The 19,534-nt window shown below is 60.0% G+C and carries 16 protein-coding genes; 3 read left to right on the top strand and 13 right to left on the bottom strand.

Going from position 1 to position 19,534, the window contains the following annotated elements; all coding sequences use genetic code 11:
* Positions 1 to 70: 70 nt before the first annotated feature.
* From E8K79_RS05655 to E8K79_RS05665, 3 genes are all read right to left on the bottom strand, one after another.
* Positions 71 to 763, bottom strand: a complete 693-nt coding sequence (locus E8K79_RS05655) for an LrgB family protein (protein ID WP_135871160.1) — start codon at positions 761 to 763, stop codon at positions 71 to 73.
* Entirely contained in the window at positions 760 to 1,125 is a 366-nt protein-coding gene (locus E8K79_RS05660; RefSeq protein ID WP_135871158.1) for a CidA/LrgA family protein, read from the bottom strand. The genes E8K79_RS05655 and E8K79_RS05660 overlap by 4 nt, the downstream gene beginning before the upstream one ends.
* A 141-nt stretch (positions 1,126 to 1,266) precedes the next feature.
* The gene (locus tag E8K79_RS05665; protein ID WP_136513845.1) at positions 1,267 to 3,216 is read right to left on the bottom strand and encodes an L-lactate permease; all 1,950 of its coding nucleotides are present in this window, start codon (positions 3,214 to 3,216) and stop codon (positions 1,267 to 1,269) included.
* A gap of 450 nt (positions 3,217 to 3,666) precedes the next feature.
* On the opposite strand from E8K79_RS05665, the gene E8K79_RS05670 reads away from it, so the two are divergent.
* Together E8K79_RS05670 and ldhH are read left to right on the top strand one after the other, a co-directional pair.
* Positions 3,667 to 4,215 (top strand): lactate utilization protein, encoded by a 549-nt coding sequence (locus tag E8K79_RS05670; protein WP_136513846.1) that lies wholly within the window; start codon positions 3,667 to 3,669, stop codon positions 4,213 to 4,215.
* Positions 4,215 to 6,347, top strand: a complete 2,133-nt coding sequence (ldhH, locus tag E8K79_RS05675) for an L-lactate dehydrogenase (quinone) large subunit LdhH (RefSeq protein WP_136513847.1) — start codon at positions 4,215 to 4,217, stop codon at positions 6,345 to 6,347. Before E8K79_RS05670 ends, ldhH begins: the two co-directional genes overlap by 1 nt.
* 73 nt (positions 6,348 to 6,420) lie before the next feature.
* On the opposite strand, the gene E8K79_RS05680 is transcribed toward ldhH, so the two are convergent.
* The 7 genes from E8K79_RS05680 to E8K79_RS05710 form a co-directional block, all read right to left on the bottom strand.
* The gene (locus E8K79_RS05680; protein WP_136513848.1) at positions 6,421 to 6,648 is read right to left on the bottom strand and encodes a hypothetical protein; all 228 of its coding nucleotides are present in this window, start codon (positions 6,646 to 6,648) and stop codon (positions 6,421 to 6,423) included.
* A 334-nt stretch (positions 6,649 to 6,982) separates the two neighbouring features.
* A complete protein-coding gene (locus E8K79_RS05685; protein WP_136513849.1) occupies positions 6,983 to 7,591 on the bottom strand; it encodes a YceI family protein in 609 nt (202 codons plus the stop codon).
* Positions 7,592 to 7,767: 176 nt separating this feature from the next.
* A complete protein-coding gene (locus tag E8K79_RS05690; RefSeq protein WP_135871146.1) occupies positions 7,768 to 7,962 on the bottom strand; it encodes a GSU3473 family protein in 195 nt (64 codons plus the stop codon).
* A 237-nt stretch (positions 7,963 to 8,199) separates the two neighbouring features.
* Positions 8,200 to 10,107, bottom strand: a complete 1,908-nt coding sequence (gene speA, locus E8K79_RS05695) for a biosynthetic arginine decarboxylase (protein ID WP_129126519.1) — start codon at positions 10,105 to 10,107, stop codon at positions 8,200 to 8,202.
* 42 nt (positions 10,108 to 10,149) lie between these two features.
* Positions 10,150 to 11,280, bottom strand: a complete 1,131-nt coding sequence (gene nspC / locus E8K79_RS05700; RefSeq protein ID WP_407925473.1) for a carboxynorspermidine decarboxylase — start codon at positions 11,278 to 11,280, stop codon at positions 10,150 to 10,152.
* A gap of 24 nt (positions 11,281 to 11,304) precedes the next feature.
* Positions 11,305 to 12,501, bottom strand: a complete 1,197-nt coding sequence (locus E8K79_RS05705; RefSeq protein WP_136513851.1) for a saccharopine dehydrogenase family protein — start codon at positions 12,499 to 12,501, stop codon at positions 11,305 to 11,307.
* A gap of 19 nt (positions 12,502 to 12,520) precedes the next feature.
* On the bottom strand, positions 12,521 to 13,066 hold the full coding sequence (locus E8K79_RS05710; RefSeq protein WP_135871140.1) for a helix-turn-helix domain-containing protein: 546 nt from the start codon (positions 13,064 to 13,066) through the stop codon (positions 12,521 to 12,523).
* A gap of 379 nt (positions 13,067 to 13,445) precedes the next feature.
* Here E8K79_RS05710 and E8K79_RS05715 point away from each other — a divergent pair, with 379 nt between their 5' ends.
* The gene (locus E8K79_RS05715) at positions 13,446 to 14,318 is read left to right on the top strand and encodes a bifunctional 5,10-methylenetetrahydrofolate dehydrogenase/5,10-methenyltetrahydrofolate cyclohydrolase (protein ID WP_136513852.1); all 873 of its coding nucleotides are present in this window, start codon (positions 13,446 to 13,448) and stop codon (positions 14,316 to 14,318) included.
* A 342-nt stretch (positions 14,319 to 14,660) separates the two neighbouring features.
* Here the strand turns inward: E8K79_RS05715 and E8K79_RS05720 are convergent, their stop codons facing one another.
* The 3 genes from E8K79_RS05720 to E8K79_RS05730 form a co-directional block, all read right to left on the bottom strand.
* Positions 14,661 to 15,992 carry an anaerobic C4-dicarboxylate transporter gene (locus E8K79_RS05720; protein ID WP_136513853.1) on the bottom strand — a complete coding sequence of 444 codons (1,332 nt, stop codon included), beginning with the start codon at positions 15,990 to 15,992 and terminating at the stop codon, positions 14,661 to 14,663.
* Between the two features lie 323 nt (positions 15,993 to 16,315).
* The gene (locus tag E8K79_RS05725; protein WP_135871133.1) at positions 16,316 to 17,731 is read right to left on the bottom strand and encodes a sigma-54-dependent transcriptional regulator; all 1,416 of its coding nucleotides are present in this window, start codon (positions 17,729 to 17,731) and stop codon (positions 16,316 to 16,318) included.
* Positions 17,728 to 19,533, bottom strand: a complete 1,806-nt coding sequence (locus tag E8K79_RS05730) for a transporter substrate-binding domain-containing protein (protein WP_136513854.1) — start codon at positions 19,531 to 19,533, stop codon at positions 17,728 to 17,730. The genes E8K79_RS05725 and E8K79_RS05730 overlap by 4 nt, the downstream gene beginning before the upstream one ends.
* Position 19,534 lies beyond the last annotated feature (1 nt).

A 19,534-nucleotide genomic window follows, 5' to 3' on the forward strand; every position in this document is an offset into this window, starting at 1 on the left:
TCCTTTCTTGCCGGGACCGCCTCAAGGGCATCAGTCCCCGGGTTTTGTGGTGAACCGCCAGAACCTGCCGTCAGTGCAGGAAAAGAGGCAGATAGTATGGTGCGACGAGCGCGGTGAACACGGCCGCGATGGCCATGGCGACGCCCCCCATCGCTCCGGCTGTTTCGTTTTCGAGAAGGGCCACGGCGGTCCCCTGCCCGTGCGAGACGGTGCCTAGGGCGAGGCCGCGAGCGACCGGACTTTTAACACGGCAAAGCGACAGAAGCGATGGCCCCATGATGGAACCGATCATCCCGGTGGCGACCACGAAGGCTGCGGTGAGACTCGCCTCGCCGCCGGTCAGCCGCGAGATCTCCACCGCTATCGGAACGGTCACCGACTTGGGTCCCAGGGAGAGGAGCACACGCTCGTCGAGTCCGAGTCCCCTTCCGGCAACGAGGGCGGCGGCCATGGTCGTCAGGGACCCCGCGACGACGCCGGACAGCACCGGGAGGGCGTGACTTTTGAGGACCCGGCGGTTGTGGTACAGCGGCAGTGCAAGCGCGACGGTGGCGGGTCCCAACAGATAGGTCATGACATCCTTCGCCGGCCGATACTCCTCCAGGGTCAGACCCGTGGCCTGCAGGAAGGCGATGAGGGCGACGGTGCTGAGAAAAACCGGGTTCAAAAGCGGGTGCCGGTAAGTGAGAAAAAGCCAGCGCGTCGCCAGATAGGCCCCTATGGTGAGCGCCACGAAAAGGATGAAGAGAGGGAGGTTGCTCACGGCTCCCTCCTTTTTTGCAGCAGTTGCACGGACATCCCGGTGACCGCCACGCCGAGCGCCGCACTTACCAGGAGGATGACAAGAAGCTCCAGGCCGCTTTGGCGCACAAGCGAGCCGAAGGACATGAGCCCCACCGAGATGGGAATGAAGAAGAAGGCGAAATGCTTGAGGAGGAACCCGCTAGCGGTCTCGATGTAGCGAGGTGTAACGAGGCCTGAGGTCAGCAAGGCGAACATGATCAGCATTCCCGCCACGTTACCCGGCAGGGCAAGATGCAGCACCCCGACCAGGTACACGCCGAGGCGAAAAACCAGCCACAACAGCGCGGTTTGCCAGATTATGTTCAGGAGGGTTCTTGCCATCGAGATGCTGCCTCTTGTGTGGCATCCGTCCCCTGCCGTCACGAAAGAAAATGGCGCGGGGAAGGGACGGACGGTAATGCAAATCTGCTGTAGTCGCCCGAAAATCCCCGGGAGGAATTCCTCCCGGGGAAGACTGCCGACTTACGGGATCATCCAGGGGAATACGTAGGCCTGCAGCGCCACGATGCATCCCATCACGGTGGTGAGGAACAGGGCGTGCTTCAGGGTGAAGCGGAACAGGTTCCCCTCTTCGCCTACGAGGCCGGTGGCGGCACAGGCGACGGCGATGGACTGCGGGGAGATCATCTTACCCATGACGCCGCCGCTCGTGTTGGCCGCGCCGGTCAAAAGCGGGTTCATGCCGAGCTGCTCTGCGGTCACCTTCTGCAGTCCGCCGAAGAGGACGTTGCTGGAGGTGTCGGAGCCGGTCAGGAAGACGCCGAGCATGCCGAGGAACGGAGACAGGAACGGGAAGAGCGCGCCCGCTTTCGTGAAGGAGATGCCCATGCTGGTGGTCATGCCGGAGGCGTTCATTACGAAGGCAAGGCCGACAACGGAGGCGACGGTGACTGCGGGCCAGCGCATGTCGTACAGGGTCTTGCCCAGTACCTTGAAGAAGTCGGCGATCCCCACACCGCAGATGAGGGCGGAGATGATGGCTGCGATGAGAATCGCGGTACCTGCCGCGGACATGAAGTTGAAGGTGAACTTGGCGGCGATCTTGGCGGGAAGCTGGTCGGAGAGTGCCTTGTCTAGCGCCTTGAACTGCGCCTTGTCAACCGCTTTGGATTCGACGATATCCTTCTGGAGTTTCTGCAGGTCCTTCTGTTTCTTATCCACCGCGTCGAAGGCGGCGAGGCGCTCGGCGGTCAGCACCGCTTTCCCGGCAGGAAGGCTCTGCTCGATCACGAGGAGTTTGTCCTCCAGTCTCTGCAGCTCGGTGAGACCTGCGGCGAGTGCCGCCTGTCTGGTGTCGGCGGGAGAGAGAGAGGCTGCTTGTTTGGCTGCTTCCTCCTTCACTGCGGCAACCTTCTTCACCCCGTCTTCGGGCTTGGAAACCTTCTTAACGATGGCGTTATCGAGTCCGGCGATCGGGAGCACCACCTTACTCTTATCAAGGGAGGTCTTGAGCGACGGGATGCCCCAAACAAGGACCATGATGGTCAGCGCCAGGTAGGGAGCCCAGGCGCGGAAGACCTGTGCACCGGTGTAGTCGTGGCTTTCCTTGCCGGAAAACTCCGGCTCGTGGTCGAAGGTCCAGACCGTGGCAGGCTGCCAGAACTTGAGCAGGATGACGAGGGCGGCCAGGGTGGCAAGCGATGCGGTCACGTCGGGGAGGTAGGGGCCAAGGTAGCTCGCGGTACCCCACTGAACACCGGCGAAGGTGACACCGCAGACGATGATCGCCGGGAGCACCTCGAGGGTCTTTTTGAGGCCGCACATGATGATGATTACGTAGAACGGTATGAACACGGAGACGAAGGGAAGCTGGCGCCCGACCATGGTGGAGAGTTTCATCAAGCCGCCGTCGTCGTACCCCATGACGCCGGCAAGCGCGACGACCGGAATCCCGATGGCGCCGAAGGCGACCGGTGCGGTGTTGGCGATGAGACAGACCCCCGCGGCATAGAAAGGCCGAAACCCGAGACCGACAAGCGTTGCGCCCGCGATGGCGACCGGCGTGCCGAAGCCCGCCGCCCCTTCGATGAAGGCGCCGAAGCAGAAGGCGATCAGGAGGGCCTGCAGGCGACGGTCACCGGTCAACCCGGCCAGCGAGGCACGGATGACCTCGAACTGCCCACCTTTCACCGTTATGTTGTAGAGAAGGATCGTCGTGATCACGATGTAGAAAACGGGGAAGAGGCCGAAGGCGGCGCCGTGGAAGGTGGCAAGCCCTGCCAGCTTGGCCGGCATCTGCCAGACGAAGATGGCGATGGCGACAGCCGAGGCGACTGCCAGCGGCCCCGCCTTGTGGGCCTTCATCTTGAAGACGGCAAGACAGACAAAGATGACGACGAGAGGGATGGCGGCAACCAACGCCGACATCGCGATACTTCCCGCGACGGGAGTGTAGCTCTGGATCCATGGCATGACTGTAGTTCTCCTTTGATTCGTGATGCTGGTATGGGCGGCAAAAAGATTGCGATTACGGGTGCATAAAAATCATCAAAGCAGCGCGGCAGCGTCGGTAAGGACTAGAGACCCTGCGCCTAAAAGCCAGGAGAACCGGCCAATCAAACCAGGTTATACGTTTTGGTCAGGCCAATTAACCACCTTTTTATAACAGTGTCAAGTTTTTTCGTATTCAGCGACTAAATGGCTTTACTTACGCTTTTTTTTGGACTAAAGTGCATTGGCCTTTTGGTAATATAAGTTATTTCATATGCCTTTTACGGGGGCTCCCGAACGAACGTATGACATAATAATAGAACAGCGTCGTGGCAGTTTAAAACGGCTTTAGCGACGTGGCGCCTGTGATGCTGTCCTCCCAGGCGGCCCCAGAGGCACGGCAGAGCATAAACTAGATGGAGGGAAGTCAGCATGTTTGAGCAATTCAAGACCCGGGCGACAGGGGTTGGCGCCGAGGTCCATCGTGTCGTCACCTGCAGGGACGCCGTCGACTTCATCCTCGGTTTCCTGAAAAAGGAAGGGGTGTCCGATCTATCCGGCAGCTATGCCGTCTGGGCCGATGGGCCGTTTCTGCGCGGCGTGGACCGCGAGCTTCTAAAACAGGTCCCCGGGCTCTCCCTCGAGGTAACCAGGGAGCGCGCGGCACAGGCGAAGATCGGCATCAGCGAGATGAGCTTCGCCGTCGCCGACACCGGTTCGCTCGTGCAGGATCAGAGCGCAGTCGACCAGCGCCTCGCTTCATCCCTGACCGGCATCCACGTCGCGGTTGTCCCCTCCGCGAATATCGTCAGCGACAAGACAGCCCTCTTCTCCCGCATCTCCCCGAAGACAAGCAGGTATATCGCCTTCATCACCGGCCCGAGTCGCACCGCCGACATCGAGCGCGTGCTCACCATAGGCGTGCACGGCCCCGAGCGGCTCATCATACTCTTTGTCGACGAACTGGGAGGTGCTGCGTAATGAAGAAGGAATTCAAGGCATCCATCAACCGGGCGCTCAACGACGCCAACCTCACCGGGGCGCTGGGCAAGTTTTCCGAGGCCTACCGGGTGAACCGGGCGAAGGCGTACGATGGGATCGACTTCGAGGCGCTGCGCGGCCGCATTGCCGAGGCGAAATCATCGGCGGCCTGCCACCTGGACGAGGTGGCGGAAGTATTCAAACAAAACGCCGAAGCGCTCGGTGCCAAGGTTTACCGGACCAGCGACCCGGAACAGGTCAAGGAGTACATCCTGCAGGTCGCGCGTGACAACGGCGTGAAGAGCGTCGTCAAGTCGAAGTCGATGGCGAGCGAGGAGATCCACTTGAACAAGGCGCTCCTCAATGCGGGGATCTCGGTGGCCGAGACAGACCTCGGCGAATGGATCATCCAGCTCGCCGGACAGACGCCGTCGCACATGGTCATGCCTGCCATCCACCTGACCAAGGAGGAGGTGGCGGAGATCTTCAGCAAGGAGGTCGAGGAACGCCTGGACAGCGATATCCCGCGCCTGGTCAAGGTGGCGAGAAACGAGCTCCGCCCCAAGTTCCTCGCCGCGGATATGGGGATCTCTGGAGCGAACATAGCCGTCGCCGAAACGGGTAGCATCGTGCTCGTCACCAACGAGGGGAACGCGCGGCTTACCACCACCCTCCCCCGCATCCACGTGGCCCTCGTCGGGGTGGAAAAGCTGGTTGAGAAGTTCGAGACGGTGGTACCTATCCTCGACGCGCTTCCCAGGAGCGCCACCGCCCAGCTCCTCACGAGCTACGTCTCCATCATCACCGGCCCGTCCCCGAACGACGACGGTTCGCTGAAGGATCTGCACATCATCCTGATGGACAACCGGCGCACCGAGATGGCGCGCGATCCCAAGTTCAAGCAGGCCCTGCAGTGTATCCGCTGCGGCTCCTGCCTGAATGTCTGTCCTATCTTCCGCCTGGTGGGGGGGCACGTATTCGGAAAGATCTACACCGGCGGCATCGGCACCATCCTCACCGCCTGGTTCGATGAGCTGCAGAAATCCGAGGAGATTCAGGGGCTCTGCATCCAGTGCGGCAACTGCACCGAGGTCTGCCCGGGAAAACTCGACATCCCCGAGATGATCCTGGAGATCAGGCGCCGGCTTGTCCTGGAGAAGGGACAGCCCCTGGCACAGAAGGCGATCTTCAGCGTGGTCAACAACAGGAAACTCTTCCACGGGATGCTGCGCGCCGCCTCGGTGGCGGGTAAACCGTTCACCTCCGGGAAGTTCATCCGCCACCTGCCCCTCTTTCTTTCCGACCTCACCGACGGCAGGAGCCTCCCCGCCATCGCGGAGAAACCATTCCGGGACATTTTCCCCGAAATCCGGCAGCCCAAAGGGGGGGAGAAGGCGGTATTCTACGCCGGCTGCCTGATCGACTTCGCCTATCCCGAGACCGGCATCGCCCTCGTTAAGCTCCTGAACAGGGCGGGGATCGAGGTCCTCTTCCCCGAGGAACAGACCTGCTGCGGGGCACCCGCCCTGTACAACGGGGCCTACGAGGTCGCAGCCCACAACGCGGTCGACAACATCAAGGCACTCCTGGAGGTGGAGGCCAAGTACGTCGTGTCCGCCTGCCCCACCTGCACCGTCGCACTGGCACATGATTTCGCGAAGACCCTGCAGGACCAGGGACGCAGCGAGTGGCTGGACAAGGCAAAGGAGCTCGCCGAAAAGACGGTCGACCTATCGACGCTGGTGAAACGCCTGGTGGAAGAGGGACGACTCAGTTTTGAGGAAGGGGAGGACCTGGGGAGGATCACCTATCACGACTCCTGCCACCTAAAGAGGACGCTGAAGGTGTCGCAAGAGCCACGCGAACTGCTGCAAAAGGCGGGTTACGAACTGGCCGAGATGTACGAGTGCGACATGTGCTGCGGCATGGGGGGCTCCTACTCGATGAAGCTCCCCGAGATCTCCGCCCCGATCCTGAAGCGCAAGCTGCATAACATCAAGGAAACCGGGGCCGCGCTTGTCGCCATGGACTGCCCAGGTTGCGTGATGCAGATCCGCGGCGGATTCGACCAGGACGGCGAGACGGTTCGGGTCCGGCACACCGCCGAACTCCTCGCGGAGCGACTCAAATAGAACTTCAGACGCCGAAAATGGAAAAAGCCGCTCAAAAGAGCGGCTTTTTTCGTTACAGCGGTGTGCGAAACGTTCACCCTTTAATCTTGGCTTCCTCCGGTTTCGCGAAGATGGCTTTGACTGCGCCGATTACCAGCATGGCTGCAGGCACCAGTTGGCCTGCTACGATGACTGCTGCAAACCCCATGAAGGCCCAGACCAGGAGGCCAGGCTCGTCCGCCTGTGCACCGTTGGCGGCAAATGCCGTTGTTGCAGATGCGGCTGTTGCGATGATCGTATTGATATATGTTCTCGCTCTCATGACATCCTCCTTTTGGACCTGTCGTTTTCTGCTGACTTACGATTAGCATCAAACATGCCAGCCCTTCAAAAAGAGTATGCAAAGAGTAAAAATTCAGTTAAAACAATCACTTAACAACAAGAAGCGCGGACCGACCACAGAGCGATTGAGCAGTAAGTTGTATGTTTTTTCCATACACCTCGCACCGCCCCGGAATGCCTTACACCGGTCATCCAGCGTAAGTGGCCGGGATGACATGCGAATCAAACTGACAGGAGGGTGTATATGCGCCGCATGCGGGGCGGTTGATGGTGTAGTAAAAACGGGAGTGTCTCCGGTGTGCCCCCTTCTCCGTCTATTTCGCCTTGACCATTTCCACCTCGATGTTGATGACGACCTCGTCGCCTACCGCAACGCCACCGGCCTCAAGCATCTTGTTCCAGATCAGCCCGTAATCCTTCCTGTTGATCGTCGTCGTTGCCGATGCCCCTCTTCGGACGTTTCCCATCGGGTCCTTGATCTCACCACTGAGGCCTTCCACCTGCAGCACAACCGGCCTCGTGACGCCATGCAGGGTCAGGTTTCCCGCAAGTTTGAACGCGCCACCGGCTCCCTTCATGACACCGGTCGACACGAAGGTCATGGTCGGATATTTGGCCACATCGAGAAAATCAGGGCTTTTGAGGTGAGCGTCCCTTTTGGCAACCCCGGTATCGATCGAGGTCGTATCTATGGTCACCGTGGTAGAAGACTTCGTGATGTCCTTGTCGTCTACGTTGACCACGCCGGAAACCTTGCCGAAGCCCCCCTTGACGTTCGATACCATCAGGTGCCGCACTTTGAACCCCACGCTGGTATGCTCCGGATCGATGTTCCACGTAGACGCGATGGCAAATACCGGTGCCATGATGAGAAACGCTGCGGTAAAGAAGCCCGCCACTCTTTTCATAGCTGTTCTATGCATCGTGTTCCTCCTCTTGAACGAAATGACGTTGATACACCATGGAAAGAATACCATTTCGATCCTATTTGTCCAAATGAAAGAGAAGAGAGAGTGTGGCTCTGAAGAGAAGGCGGGGGAGCGATCTGGCGGGTAGATGAGACAGGTTTAGCTGCGTCTGGTTGCGGCTTCAGCGAGGGTCAGGCGGTGCCTGTCCTTCTTTCCTCGCCGCTGTACGTCGTGTTGCGCTGTGCGCGTACGGGGTCGACACCGATGCGGACCCATCCGGATCTACGCCGGAATCGGGTTATGGCGCCGCTCTTGATCAGGGGCTCCAGCATGAAGTCTTTTACGTAGTCGTACCTGTCGTCGTTGTAGCTCACCTGAATGAGCATAACGGCCTCCATTGTGAGGAAAAGTCTGTCGTCGTTCGGCGATGCGCGCTGCGAGAAATCCTGACCATGCCACGGGAACTTTTAACACGGTTTCCTCAAAAAGTCCAAATTTAACGTATCAGGATTAACGCATATGTACCGCCAACCGCACCGCCAGAAACGACAACAGGGGAAGATCATTGATCTTCCCCTGCTTTGTATCGGATTGGCATTCACAACCTTTAAAGGAAAAGACTTCTATTCTCCCAGATAGGTGTAGGACTGCAGCGTCTTGTCGAGAAGCTCGAGGAAATGACTGCTCTCCTCGATGGAGACCTTCTGCAGCGAGACGTCCTTCTCCAGGTTGTTCCTTACCCGCTTCAGGATCTCCTGGGCGTCGTACTGCACGTACTTCAGGCTCTCCCAGGTCGCGTCACCGGTGATGACCGTATCGATCTTGTAGTTGGTCTTCTTGTTGAAGGTGATGTGCACCGCGTTGGTGTCACCGAACAGGTTGTGCATGTCGCCCAGGATCTCCTGGTAGGCGCCGATCAGGAAGAAGCCGATGTAGTACTGCTCGTCCCCCTTGATCTTGTGCAGCGGCAGCGCCTTGGTCCTGCCGTTTTCGCCCACGAAGCTGGTGATCTCGCCGTCGGAATCGCAGGTGATATCCGCGATGGACGCGAGGACGTCCGGCTTCTCGTCCAGGCGCTGGATCGGCACGATCGGGAAGAGCTGATCGATGGCCCAGGAGTCCGGGATGGACTGGAACAGCGAGAAGTTGGCGAAGTAGGTCTGCCTCAGGCTCAGCTGGAAGTTCTGCAGCTCGTCCGGGATCGGCTTCATCTTTTCGACGATGGAGTTGATCTTCCTGATGATCTTCGAGTAGATCCACTCCGCATTGGCCCGCTCGGCCATGTTTAGGTAGCCGAGGTTGAAGAGGCTCACCGACTCCTGGATCAGCTGGATGGTGTCGTGGTAATCCTCGCGCAGGGAGTGCTTGTCGATGCTCTTGTAGATGTCGACCAGCTTCTTGACCGTAGGAGAGAGTTTCTCCGTCTCGGTCAGGATGAACTCGAAGTCCGGCATGAGCGTCTGGGTGTTGTTGTTCAAAACGTCGGTGATCAGCACCGAGTAGTGCGCGACCGTCGCGCGCCCCGACTCGGAGATGATGTTCGGGCAGGGAACACCGGCATCTTCACAGATGTTCTTCACCTGGTAGATGACGTCGTTCGCGTACTCCTCGAGCGAGTAGTTCACGCTGGAGAAGTAGCTCGATTTGGAGCCGTCGTAATCGACCCCGAGACCGCCACCGATATCGAGGAACTCGAGATCGACGCCGAGCTTCCTCATTTCGGCGTAGATCCTTGTCCCCTCGATGAGGGCGTTCTTGATCTTGTCGATCTTGGTGATCTGGCTCCCGACGTGGAAGTGCAGGAGCTTCACCGTGTTCAGCATGTCGTTTTCACGGAGCATGTCGATCGCGGCGATGATCTCGGAGATGCGCAGGCCGAACTTCGCGTCCTCGCCGCCGGAGGTGGACCACTTGCCGATCCCCTTGGAGGAGAGCTTGACGCGGATGCCGAGCTTCGGGGTGATCCCGGTGCGTTTAGCCACCTCGACTATCTTCTCCAGTTCGAAGAGCTTCTCCACCACGATGGTGATGTCGTAGCCCACGCGGGTGGCGAAGAGGACCGTCTCGATGAACTCGGTGTCCTTGTAACCGTTGCAGATGATTGGGAGGTTGCTGCCGGTCACCATGGAGATGGCGGCGACGAGCTCCGGTTTGGAACCGACCTCAAGGCCAATGTTGTACTTCTTGCCGAAGTTCGCGATCGCCTCGACCACCTGGCGCTGCTGGTTCACCTTGATCGGATAGAAGGTCTGGTACCTGGCCGGGTAGTTGTTGTCGTGAATGGCGTTTTTGAACACGCGGCTGATCGAGGCGATACGCCCTTCCAGGATGTTCATGAAGCGCAGAAGGATCGGCGGCTTGATCTTTCTCTTGATCAGGTCGTCGACCAGCACCTTGAGATCGATCGAGTATTTGGAATTGGGGGTCGGGTGCACGCAGACGTTACCCTTCTTGTTGACCGAGAAGAGCTCGGCGCCCCAGTTATCGATGTTGTAGGTCTTGGAGGAATCGTTGATGGTCCATTTAGCCATTTTCAGTTCACCATGTGCAGCAAAGTGGAGTGTTGACAGTCATCACGACAAGCGGTTCTTGAAGTCTTCATAGCCGAAGCTGCGCACGACGCGCAGTTCACCGGTTTCCGGCTCATAGGTGCAGATATGCGGCAACTGGATGCCGTTAAAAGTGGTGGTCTTCACCATCGTGTAGTGCGACATGTCCAGGAAGGCGAGTTTCTCACCCGGGACGAGCTTATGGTCAAAGGACCAGTCGCCGATGACGTCGCCGGCAAGGCACGAGGGACCGCCCAGACGGTAGTCATGCTCCTTCTCACCGGGTAGGTACCCCTCCTGGATCTCGGGACGGTAGGGCATCTCCAGGATGTCGGGCATATGGCAGGTGGCGGAGACGTCCAGGACCGCTATGTCCACCTCGTTGTGCACCACGTCGAGCACCTCCGAGACCAGGATGCCGGTGCCGATGGCGATCGCTTCCCCCGGTTCGAGGTAGACCTCGAGGTCGTATTTCTCACGGTAGTAACGCACCAATTCGACGAGGGCATCGATGTCGTACCCCTCGCGCGTGATGTGGTGCCCTCCCCCCAGGTTCAGCCACTTCATCTGCGGCAGGAACGCGCCGAACTTCTCCTCGAAGACCTTGGAGGTCCGCTCCAACGGCTCGAAGAGCTGCTCGCACAGGGTATGAAAGTGCAGGCCTTCGACTCCGGCCAGGGATTTCCCCTCGAACTCCGAGTGCAGGATCCCCAAGCGCGACTTAGGTGCCGCCGGGTCGTAGATCGGGGTGTGCCCCTCGGAATGCCCCGGGTTGACCCTGAGCCCGACCGAGACACGACCGGCGTACTCTTCCCACATGGGACGGAAACGCTCCAGCTGGTTGAAGGAGTTGAAAACCAGGTGGTTCGAGGTGGTGAGGAGCTCCGCCACGTCGCTTTCCTTGAAGGCTGCGGAGAAGCTGTGCACCTCGCGGCCGAATTCCTCGCGACCAAGGCGCGCCTCCCAGGGGGAGCTCGCGCAGATCCCGTGCAGCGTCTGCGCGATGACCGGGAAGACGCTCCACATGGAGAACGCTTTCAGCGCCAGAAGGATCTTGGCGCCGCTGCGCTTTTGCACCTCGTCGAGTATGGCCAGGTTGTGGCGCAGCCGCCCCAGGTCGACCACGAAGGCCGGCGACGGGGCGAGCCGCGTCATCTCTTCTACGTGCAGCTTGGTCACTTACAGTTCCGCCCAATCGCCGCCGTCGACTACGACGGTGGGAAGGCCCATGGGGCCCAGAGTCTCGATGAACGCTTCCGGATCGAACTGTTCCATGTTGAACACGCCCTCGCCGCGCCACTTGCCGGTCAGCATCATGATGGCGCCAACGACGGCGGGGACGCCGGTGGTGTAGCTGATGGCCTGGCTCTTCACCTCGCGGTAGCACGCCTCGTGGTCGCAGATGTTGTAGATGTAGACCTGCTTCCTCTTGCCGTCCTTGATGCCGCGGGCGATGACGCCGATGCAGGTGCGCCCCTTGGTGAGCGGCCCGAGGCTCCCCGGGTCCGGCAGAACCGCTTTGAGGAACTGCAGCGGCACTATCTTCTGGCCGTTGAACTCCACCTCGTCGATGCGGGTCATGCCGACGTTTTGCAGCACCTCGAGGTGCTTCAGGTAGTTGTCCGAGAAGGTCATCCAGAACTGTGCCTTCTTGATGGTCGGGATGTGCTTCACCAGCGATTCCATCTCCTCATGATACATGCGGTAGATGTTCATCGGGCCGATGCCGTCCGGAAAGTCGAAGACGCGCTTGGTGTTAAGCGGCGCGGTCTCGACCCAGTCGCCGTTCTCCCAGTGACGGCAGGGAGCAGTGACCTCGCGGATGTTGATCTCCGGGTTGAAGTTGGTGGCGAAGGGCTGGCCGTGGTTCCCCGCGTTGGCGTCGATGATGTCGATCTCGTGCACCTCGTCCAGGTACTCCTTGGCGGCGAGGGCGGTGTAGACGTTGGTAACGCCCGGGTCGAAGCCGGAGCCGAGAAGCGCCATGAGCCCCTTCTCCTTGAAGCGGTCCTGGTAGGCCCACTGCCAGCTGTACTCGAACTTAGCGGTGTCGAGCGGCTCGTAGTTGGCGGTATCCAGGTAGTCCACGCCGGTGGCGAGGCAGGCGTCCATGATGGTCAGATCCTGGTACGGCAGCGCCACGTTGATGACGAGCTTGGGCTGCTCGCGCTTGATCAGCTCGATCAGTTCAGGCACGTTGTCGGCATCCACCTGGGCGGTGTCGACCGGAAACTCTATCTGGTCCGCAATGGCGCGGCACTTGGATTCGGTACGGGAAGCGAGGGTAATGGCGGTGATCACGCCGGTTGCCTGAGCGCACTTGTGGGTAACTACGCCACCTACGCCGCCTGCGCCGATAATCAATACTTTGCTCATTTGACTTATTCTCCTCTGTTCAATAGTAAAACGTTGGGGGTGTCACAACCCAGAGCAGCTTTGCCGCGCTCTTTCCCACATTCTTCACAGCATGTTTGCGGTCCGAGGAGAAGTAGAAGCATTCTCCCTTGTCCACCGTGTACAGCTTGTCGTCCAGCCTCAACTGCACCTTGCCGGAGATGACGAAGCCGAACTCCTCGCCCTCGTGGATTGGCTGTTCGTCCATCTCACCGCCGGGATCAAGCGTCACCAGCACGGGGTCCATCTCGCGGTTCTGCGCCCCCGGCACCAGGAGCTCGACCTTGACGCTGTCCCCATCGTCCGTCGCCTGCACGCGTGCATCCTTACCGAACACTATGTCCTGGTCCGGCTCCTCGCTGAAGAACTCCTGCATGCTTATGCCAAACACATCCACGATGTCTTTGAGAGTCGCGATGGACGGCGACGTGGCGTCGTTCTCCAGCTGAGATATGAAGCCCTTGGTCAGATCTGCTCGGCTGGCCAGCTCTTCCTGAGTCAGCGAATTGGCCATCCTGAGCCTCTTCAACCTCTCACCGATTTTCAAGCAGCCTCCCCGGTTTAGTAACAGTAAACCTTTTGTATTTTGGCAATGTATTGCCTTACCCGTATTTTGTCAACAAAAAGTTTAGTAATGGTATACTTCCTGTTTAACATTAAAGGTTCATTAATTTTCACGATTCACGAATCGGCTGATTTGACGGAGGTTTACAGGATTGAACGGCCACTCATAGCGTATACAGAGAAGGGCTTTCCGCCGCGGCAGCGTGGTGGGCGCAATCCTGTGGCCAACCCAGCCGAAGCCGTCTTTAACGTATACCGGTTCACGCTAACTAGCTGTTGAGCCGTCACTTTTTTTGTGCTACTAATCGTAATTCGGCACCCTTCCCTCCTGTGCCGGTCACACTCCAGACAGAGGAAACAGCATGAACCTTTTAGATGGAAAGAAATGCGCTGACAGCCTGATCGCAGGAATAGCAAAGCAGGTCGCGCGTCACGTCGACGCCGGGCTCAGAAAACCGCACATGACCGTGATCCTGGTAGGCCACCACGCCCCGAGCGAATCCTACGTCAAATCGAAGATCACGACCTGTGCGCTCTCCGGCTTCGACAGCAACTTGATCCGTCTCCCCGAGACGGTAACCGAGAAGGAGCTCCTCGCCCTCATCGCCGAGATCAACGAGGACAACTCCACCGACGGCGTCATCGTGCAGCTCCCGCTTCCCAAACAGATAAATGCGCAGCGCGTGATCAACGCCATCTCCCCAGAAAAGGACATCGACGGCTTTCACCCCACGAACTTCGGCAGGATGGCCCTGGGGCAGAAGGCGTTTCGCCCCGCGACGGCCTACGGCATCTGCAAGCTTTTACAGTTCTACCAGGTGCCGGTGGCAGGCAGACACTGCGTGGTGATCGGGCGCTCCAACATCGTCGGCAAACCGATCTCCATCATGCTCTCCAACGACTTCGACATCGGCAATGCGACGGTCACCCTCACCCATATCGAGACACCGCGCGAACTGCTCATCGAGGAGACCCGCCGCGCCGATATCGTCATCGTGGCGGTCGGTATCCCAGGGTTCATCACCCCGGACATGGTGCGGGACGGGGTCACCCTGATCGACGTGGGCATTAACCGCCTGGAGAACGGCAAGCTTGTCGGCGACGTCGCCTTTGACGCGGTCGCCCCGAAATGCGAGTGGATCACCCCGGTCCCCGGCGGCGTGGGGCGTATGACCGTCGCCGCACTCATGATCAACACACTCGCCGCCTACCAGAACAACTTCGAACTGGCTTAACGGCTGAACACGTTCAACGTTCAACGTTCCTACTTCTCCACACATTGCTAAGGTTCATCCACAGAATTTCGGAGAGCGTGGCGTGTTGACCGATGGGCAGTACACGTGCCCTAGCGTCCCCCCTTTGCGAAGGGGGGGGGGGATTTGCCTCTACCCACGAAAGCAAATCCCCCTAAATCCCCCTTTGCAAAAGGGAGACTCTACCAGCGGCAGGTTATCACGAACCGGCAACAAAAAAGGGTCCCGGCATTTCTGCCAGGACCCTTTTTCTGTAACAGCACGAAACCTTCTTCCTTTATCCTGCCGTTATCCCTTTTATCCCCGTCATCCCTGTTAATCGCCTTAGAAAATGAACTGGGAAATGGTGTAGGCGACCACGGTGGAGACGCCCACGCCGATCAACCCCGGGATCATGAAGCTGTGGTTCAAGAGGTACTTCCCGATCCTTGTGGTGCCGGTACGGTCCATATTGATGGCGGCGAGATCGCTCGGGTAGAAGGCGAAGAAGAAGTAGGCGTAACTTGCCGGCATGAGCCCGAGGAGCAGCGGAATCGGAAGACCGAGGGCGAGCCCCAGGGGGAGCGTGATGGCAAGGGTGGCCGCCTGGCTCTTCACGAAAGCGGAGATGCAGAAGGTCGCAATGGCGAAGGTCCAGGGGGCCAATTTAACCATGATGCCGATGTTGTCGATCAGGTACTTCTTGTTTGCGGTGATGAAGGTATCGCTCATCCAGGCAATGCCGAAGATGGAAACGACGGCGATCATACCCGCGATGAAGACGCTGGAGTGGGCGATGTCTTTCGCTTTTACCTTGGCGGCGAAGAGGATGAAGGCGCCGTAGGCAAGCATGATGAACTGGACGACGGTGGTCATCGGGATCGGCTTCTTGTCGGCCGCCAGCGGCAGCAGCCACGGACAGCTCGCCATCAGGATGATGGTGCCGACGCCGGCGAAAAAGAGAGCAACAGAAACCTTGGCGACGGTGGAGATCTTCTTGTCCAGGGTGGTGACATCCGCGTCAAGCCCCTTGCGGAACTCGGGGTCCTGAAGGCGCGCCTGGAATTCCTGGTCCTTGTCGAGCTCCAACCCGCGGTTGAAGCTCCAGGCCGCTGCGGCCAGTACGCCGATTATGCCGGCAGGCATGGTAACCGAGATGATGTCGATGAGGGTCACGGGGTGCCCGGCCTTCGCCGCAAATCCCAGGAAGAAGGTGACTGCTGCGGCCACGGGGCTCGCAGTGATCCCCATCTGTGAGGCCACGCTGGAAATCGCCATCGGACGCTCCGGACGGATCTTGGTCTTGATCGCGACATCTGAGATGACCGGAAGCAGGGCATAGACGGCGTGGCCGGTGCCGCAGCAGACGGTCAGGAAGAAGGTACAGAGCGGGGCGAGGATGGTGACGTACTTCGGATGGGCACGCAGCAGCTTCTCCGTGAGCTGTACCAGGTAGTCGAGCCCCCCCGCCACTTGGAGCGTAGCCGACGCGGTGACGACGGCCAGGATGATGAGCATAACGGCGATCGGTGGCTCGGACGGGGCGCTACGGAAACCGAGCACCAGTACCGACACGCCGAGACCGCCGATCATCCCGAGCGCCACGCCGCCTTTGCGGATGCCTATGAGCACCGCACCGAGGACGAGCACGAATTGGATCCAAAACATCGCTGCCATGACAACCTCCTTTGTCGCACCTGGTTAGCTGTTGCGCGAAGCCGTCGCCGGCGCCGCGTTCATTATCTAACCCTGGTAGAGCAGGCTTGATGCCAAAATCCAACTTTTACCTATACCGCTGTAATCACAGAGTAAAAACGCCATTCGGAGAGACAGGACAACAAAAAATGCCATAACCTGGGGCTATGGCATTTTCAACTACAGCAAAAAGATGTGTGGAAATTCAACTACATACTAAACGATAACATTTTTTATCATTATAACCGCAGGTTATTCCGGTTCATTAGAGCCCCCAGCCGCACAACAGCCGATTACCGTCGGTTTCAGGAATGCATCATCTTGAGCCGCTTACTGAGGGCCGGCTGCGAGATACCTAAAAGGCGCGCGGCGAGCGTCTGGTTGCCGTTGGCTCGGGCAAGCGCCTCCTGCACCAGGAAGGCCGCTGCGTCGCTGAAGGTGGGGAGCTCATCGAAGCCGCTGAAGGGATTTTGTTTGGGAGGTGCCGCTGTCGAGGGACCTGCCTCGGACTGTGCGGACTCGACCGCCTTCACGAAGCTGTCCATGGAGAGCATCCGGTCGCGGTGCACGCTCACCGCATCGTAGACCATCGCCCGTAACTCCCTAACGTTCCCGGGAAAGCCGTAGGTGGAGAGAAACTGGGCAAGCCCCTTGGGAGGGGTCGGCTTCTTCTTACCGAGCGCCTCGGCGGCCTCGGCGAGGAAGTGATCGAGCAGCAGCGGGATGTCGCCGCGCCGCTCCCTGAGCGCCGGTATCTGCACCCGGTGGGTGCGCAGCCGGTAGTAGAGGTCGCGGCGGAATTTCCCCTCCCCCTCCTTCGCCTGCAGGTTCTGGTGCGTCGCAACGACGACGCGCGCCCTCAGGCGTTTCGGAAGGTCGCACCCGAGCGGAAAGTACTCACGCTCTTGTAAAAGTCTGAGGAGCTTCACCTGGGAAACAATGCTCAGGTCTCCGATCTCGTCTAGAAAGAGCGTACCGTCGGCCGCCTCCTCCACCATGCCGCGCCTTGCCTGGTCCGCGCCGGTGAAGGCACCGCGCACATGGCCGAAAAGGGTGTCGGCGAAAACGGTATCGTCGAGCCCCGCCACGTTCACGGTAACGAGCTTGCCGCGGCAGCCGCTCAGCCGGTGCACCGCTTGGGCGATCAGTTCCTTCCCTACCCCGCTCTCGCCCGTGATGAGCAGCGGTTGCGGACTCTTCGCCACCGCCTCGATGTAGGAAAAAACGTCCAGCATGGAGCGGTCGCCGGTCACGATGGCGGAAAAAGCCTCCGGGTGTGAGAGCTCGCGCGTGATGAGGCGGTTCGATACCTCCTGGAACTCTGCCTTCATCTCCACCATCCGGATCGCGCGCAAAACGCTCCCTACGATGCGCTCCTCCTCGTCGGTCTTCACGCAGTAATCGAAAGCCCCAAGCCTCATGCAGCGCACCGCCGTCTCCAGCTGGTTCAGGCCACTCAGGATGATCACCGCGGTGTCGGGATAGTGCTCCGCGATCTGGGCCAGCACCTCTTCGCCCGAGAGGTGCGGCATGGTGAGGTCGAGCATCACCAGCCCGATGCGCTTCTCCCCCAGTATGGAAAGCACCTGGCGGCTGTCGCTGCAGGTGGTGATGTTGCTGATTCCGCCCGCGGTCTCCAGGGTGAGCGTCAAAGAGCCGAGCCAGTCGGGCTCGTCGTCGACTAAAAGGACTCCGAAATCGGGGTAGAGAGTCTCGCTCAAGCGTTTTCCTCCTTGTGATAGGCGGGAAGGGTCAGGGTGACCGTGGTGCCGCTGCCGTCCGACTGGAACTCGAGGGTCCCGCCGTGTTCCTTGACGATGCCGGCGGAAACGGAGAGCCCGAGCCCGGTCCCCCCCTTATCCTGCTTCGTGGTAAAAAATGGGTCGGTCAGGCGCGACAGGTGTTCGGGCGCGATGCCGGTCCCCTCGTCGCGCAGCTTGAGAACCACGGCGTTGCGGAATGCGTCGTGCCAGGTGACGAGCTCGATGCCGCGCTCGGAATCGGGCAGCGCCTGGCAGGCGTTCAGGATCAGGTTGACGAGCACCTGTTCGATGCGCTGCCGGTTGCCCCGCACCCGAGGGAGCCCTTTCCTGTAGCCGACGCTGAAATTGCGGGTTGCCTTGCGGATGGTCGGTTCCACGAGACGGACCGCCGCCTGCGCCGCCTGGTTCAGGTCGATGACGTCGTTGCCCCCCGTCGTGTCCTGCCGCGCGAAATCCTTGAGGTCGTCCACGATCCTCTTGATGCGTTTGCCGGCGTCCTGGATCTTCGCCAGGGACTTGGGCACCTCCTGGCGCATGCGGGAGTACGGCAGACCGCCACAGGTGAAGTCGCCGTTTTCCTCGTAGTAGCGCTCCAGGATCTTGGTGGCGTCGGTGTGGAAACGTTTCAGGATCGGGGCTTCCAGCAGGATGATGCCGGTCGGGTTGTTGATCTCGTGCGCCACGCCGGAAACGAGGACGCCGAGCGCCGCCATCTTGTCCGCCTGCACGAGCTGCTGCTGGTTCAGGCGCAGCTCCTCCTCCACCTGGCGCCTCTCGGCGACTTCACGGGTGAGGTCGGCGGTGCGCAGCGCCACCTGCCGGTGCAGCGTCCGGGACCAGAGAGCGAAGCCCCCCAGAAGCAGCACGAGCGGCACCACGACGACGGCTGCGTACTTTATTATGGTCCACAAGTCGATGGGGGTCGTGTCGACCACCCCCAGCCACTTGTTGTGAATGGCGTCGTACTGGCCGGTCTTTTTGAGGATGGCGAGCCCCTCGTTGAAGCGCGATAGCAGCTCGGCGTTCCCCTTGTCCACGGCGTAGCAGTAGCGCTGCGTAGCGACGTTACGCACCACTGGGATCAGGTTGGTGAGCTTCAACTCCCGGATCATGTACATCCCCGGGACGATGGCAACGACGGCGTAGTCGATCTTGCCGGACGCGACGAGGCGCATGGCGTCCGCAGGGGTCTCGGTCAGGGTAAGCCGGGCCCCGACCCCCTTGCGGGTCAGGTAGTCGTGCATGATCCCGCCGCGGTGCACCGCCACGGTCTTCCCCTTCAGTTCCTCCAGGGTGTTCACCGAGGCGTTGTCCCTGCGACCGAAGATGGCGTGGTTCACCACGGCGTGGGGGACGGAGAAGTCGACCTCCCGGGAGCGCTCCTCGGAATAGGACATCCCCTCCAGTACGTCGACACGTCCGGTCTGGAGCGCGTCGCGCATCTCCGCCCACCCCCCGAGACGGAACTCAACCTTCATCCCCATCACCTCGGCGATGGCGCGGGTCAGATCTACGTTGTAGCCTGCGGGCTGACCGGAACGGTCGATGAACTCGTAGGGTGGGTAATCGCGGTCCCCGCCGACCACTACGGTACGGGTGTGAGCGGCGGAGGCCGCCCCGGCCGCGAGGAGTGCGGTGGGGACGGCCAGAAAACAAAGGACTAAAAGGGCGAGGAGGCGCCCACTACCCTGCAAAGGCGGGGAGAGCAGTCGCCCTAGTGTGACGCGCAAGCGGCTGGTCCGAAGCGGACGTCTTTCCATG

It is taken from the genome of Geomonas edaphica, from assembly GCF_004917075.1.
Lineage (GTDB): Bacteria > Desulfobacterota > Desulfuromonadia > Geobacterales > Geobacteraceae > Geomonas > Geomonas edaphica.

Bases quoted from the DNA above. Each gene is read 5' to 3' on its own strand.
- E8K79_RS05680 (WP_136513848.1), bottom strand. From the start codon at position 6,648: ATGAGAGCGAGAACATATATCAATACGATCATCGCAACAGCCGCATCT.
- ldhH (WP_136513847.1), top strand. From the start codon at position 4,215: ATGAAGAAGGAATTCAAGGCATCCATCAACCGGGCGCTCAACGACGCC.
- E8K79_RS05690 (WP_135871146.1), bottom strand. From the start codon at position 7,962: ATGCTCATTCAGGTGAGCTACAACGACGACAGGTACGACTACGTAAAA.
- E8K79_RS05730 (WP_136513854.1), bottom strand. From the start codon at position 19,533: ATGGAAAGACGTCCGCTTCGGACCAGCCGCTTGCGCGTCACACTAGGG.
- E8K79_RS05720 (WP_136513853.1), bottom strand. From the start codon at position 15,992: ATGGCAGCGATGTTTTGGATCCAATTCGTGCTCGTCCTCGGTGCGGTG.
- E8K79_RS05705 (WP_136513851.1), bottom strand. From the start codon at position 12,501: ATGAGCAAAGTATTGATTATCGGCGCAGGCGGCGTAGGTGGCGTAGTT.
- nspC (WP_407925473.1), bottom strand. From the start codon at position 11,280: ATGACGCGGCTCGCCCCGTCGCCGGCCTTCGTGGTCGACCTGGGGCGG.
- E8K79_RS05670 (WP_136513846.1), top strand. From the start codon at position 3,667: ATGTTTGAGCAATTCAAGACCCGGGCGACAGGGGTTGGCGCCGAGGTC.
- E8K79_RS05660 (WP_135871158.1), bottom strand. From the start codon at position 1,125: ATGGCAAGAACCCTCCTGAACATAATCTGGCAAACCGCGCTGTTGTGG.
- E8K79_RS05665 (WP_136513845.1), bottom strand. From the start codon at position 3,216: ATGCCATGGATCCAGAGCTACACTCCCGTCGCGGGAAGTATCGCGATG.
- speA (WP_129126519.1), bottom strand. From the start codon at position 10,107: ATGGCTAAATGGACCATCAACGATTCCTCCAAGACCTACAACATCGAT.
- E8K79_RS05715 (WP_136513852.1), top strand. From the start codon at position 13,446: ATGAACCTTTTAGATGGAAAGAAATGCGCTGACAGCCTGATCGCAGGA.
- E8K79_RS05685 (WP_136513849.1), bottom strand. From the start codon at position 7,591: ATGCATAGAACAGCTATGAAAAGAGTGGCGGGCTTCTTTACCGCAGCG.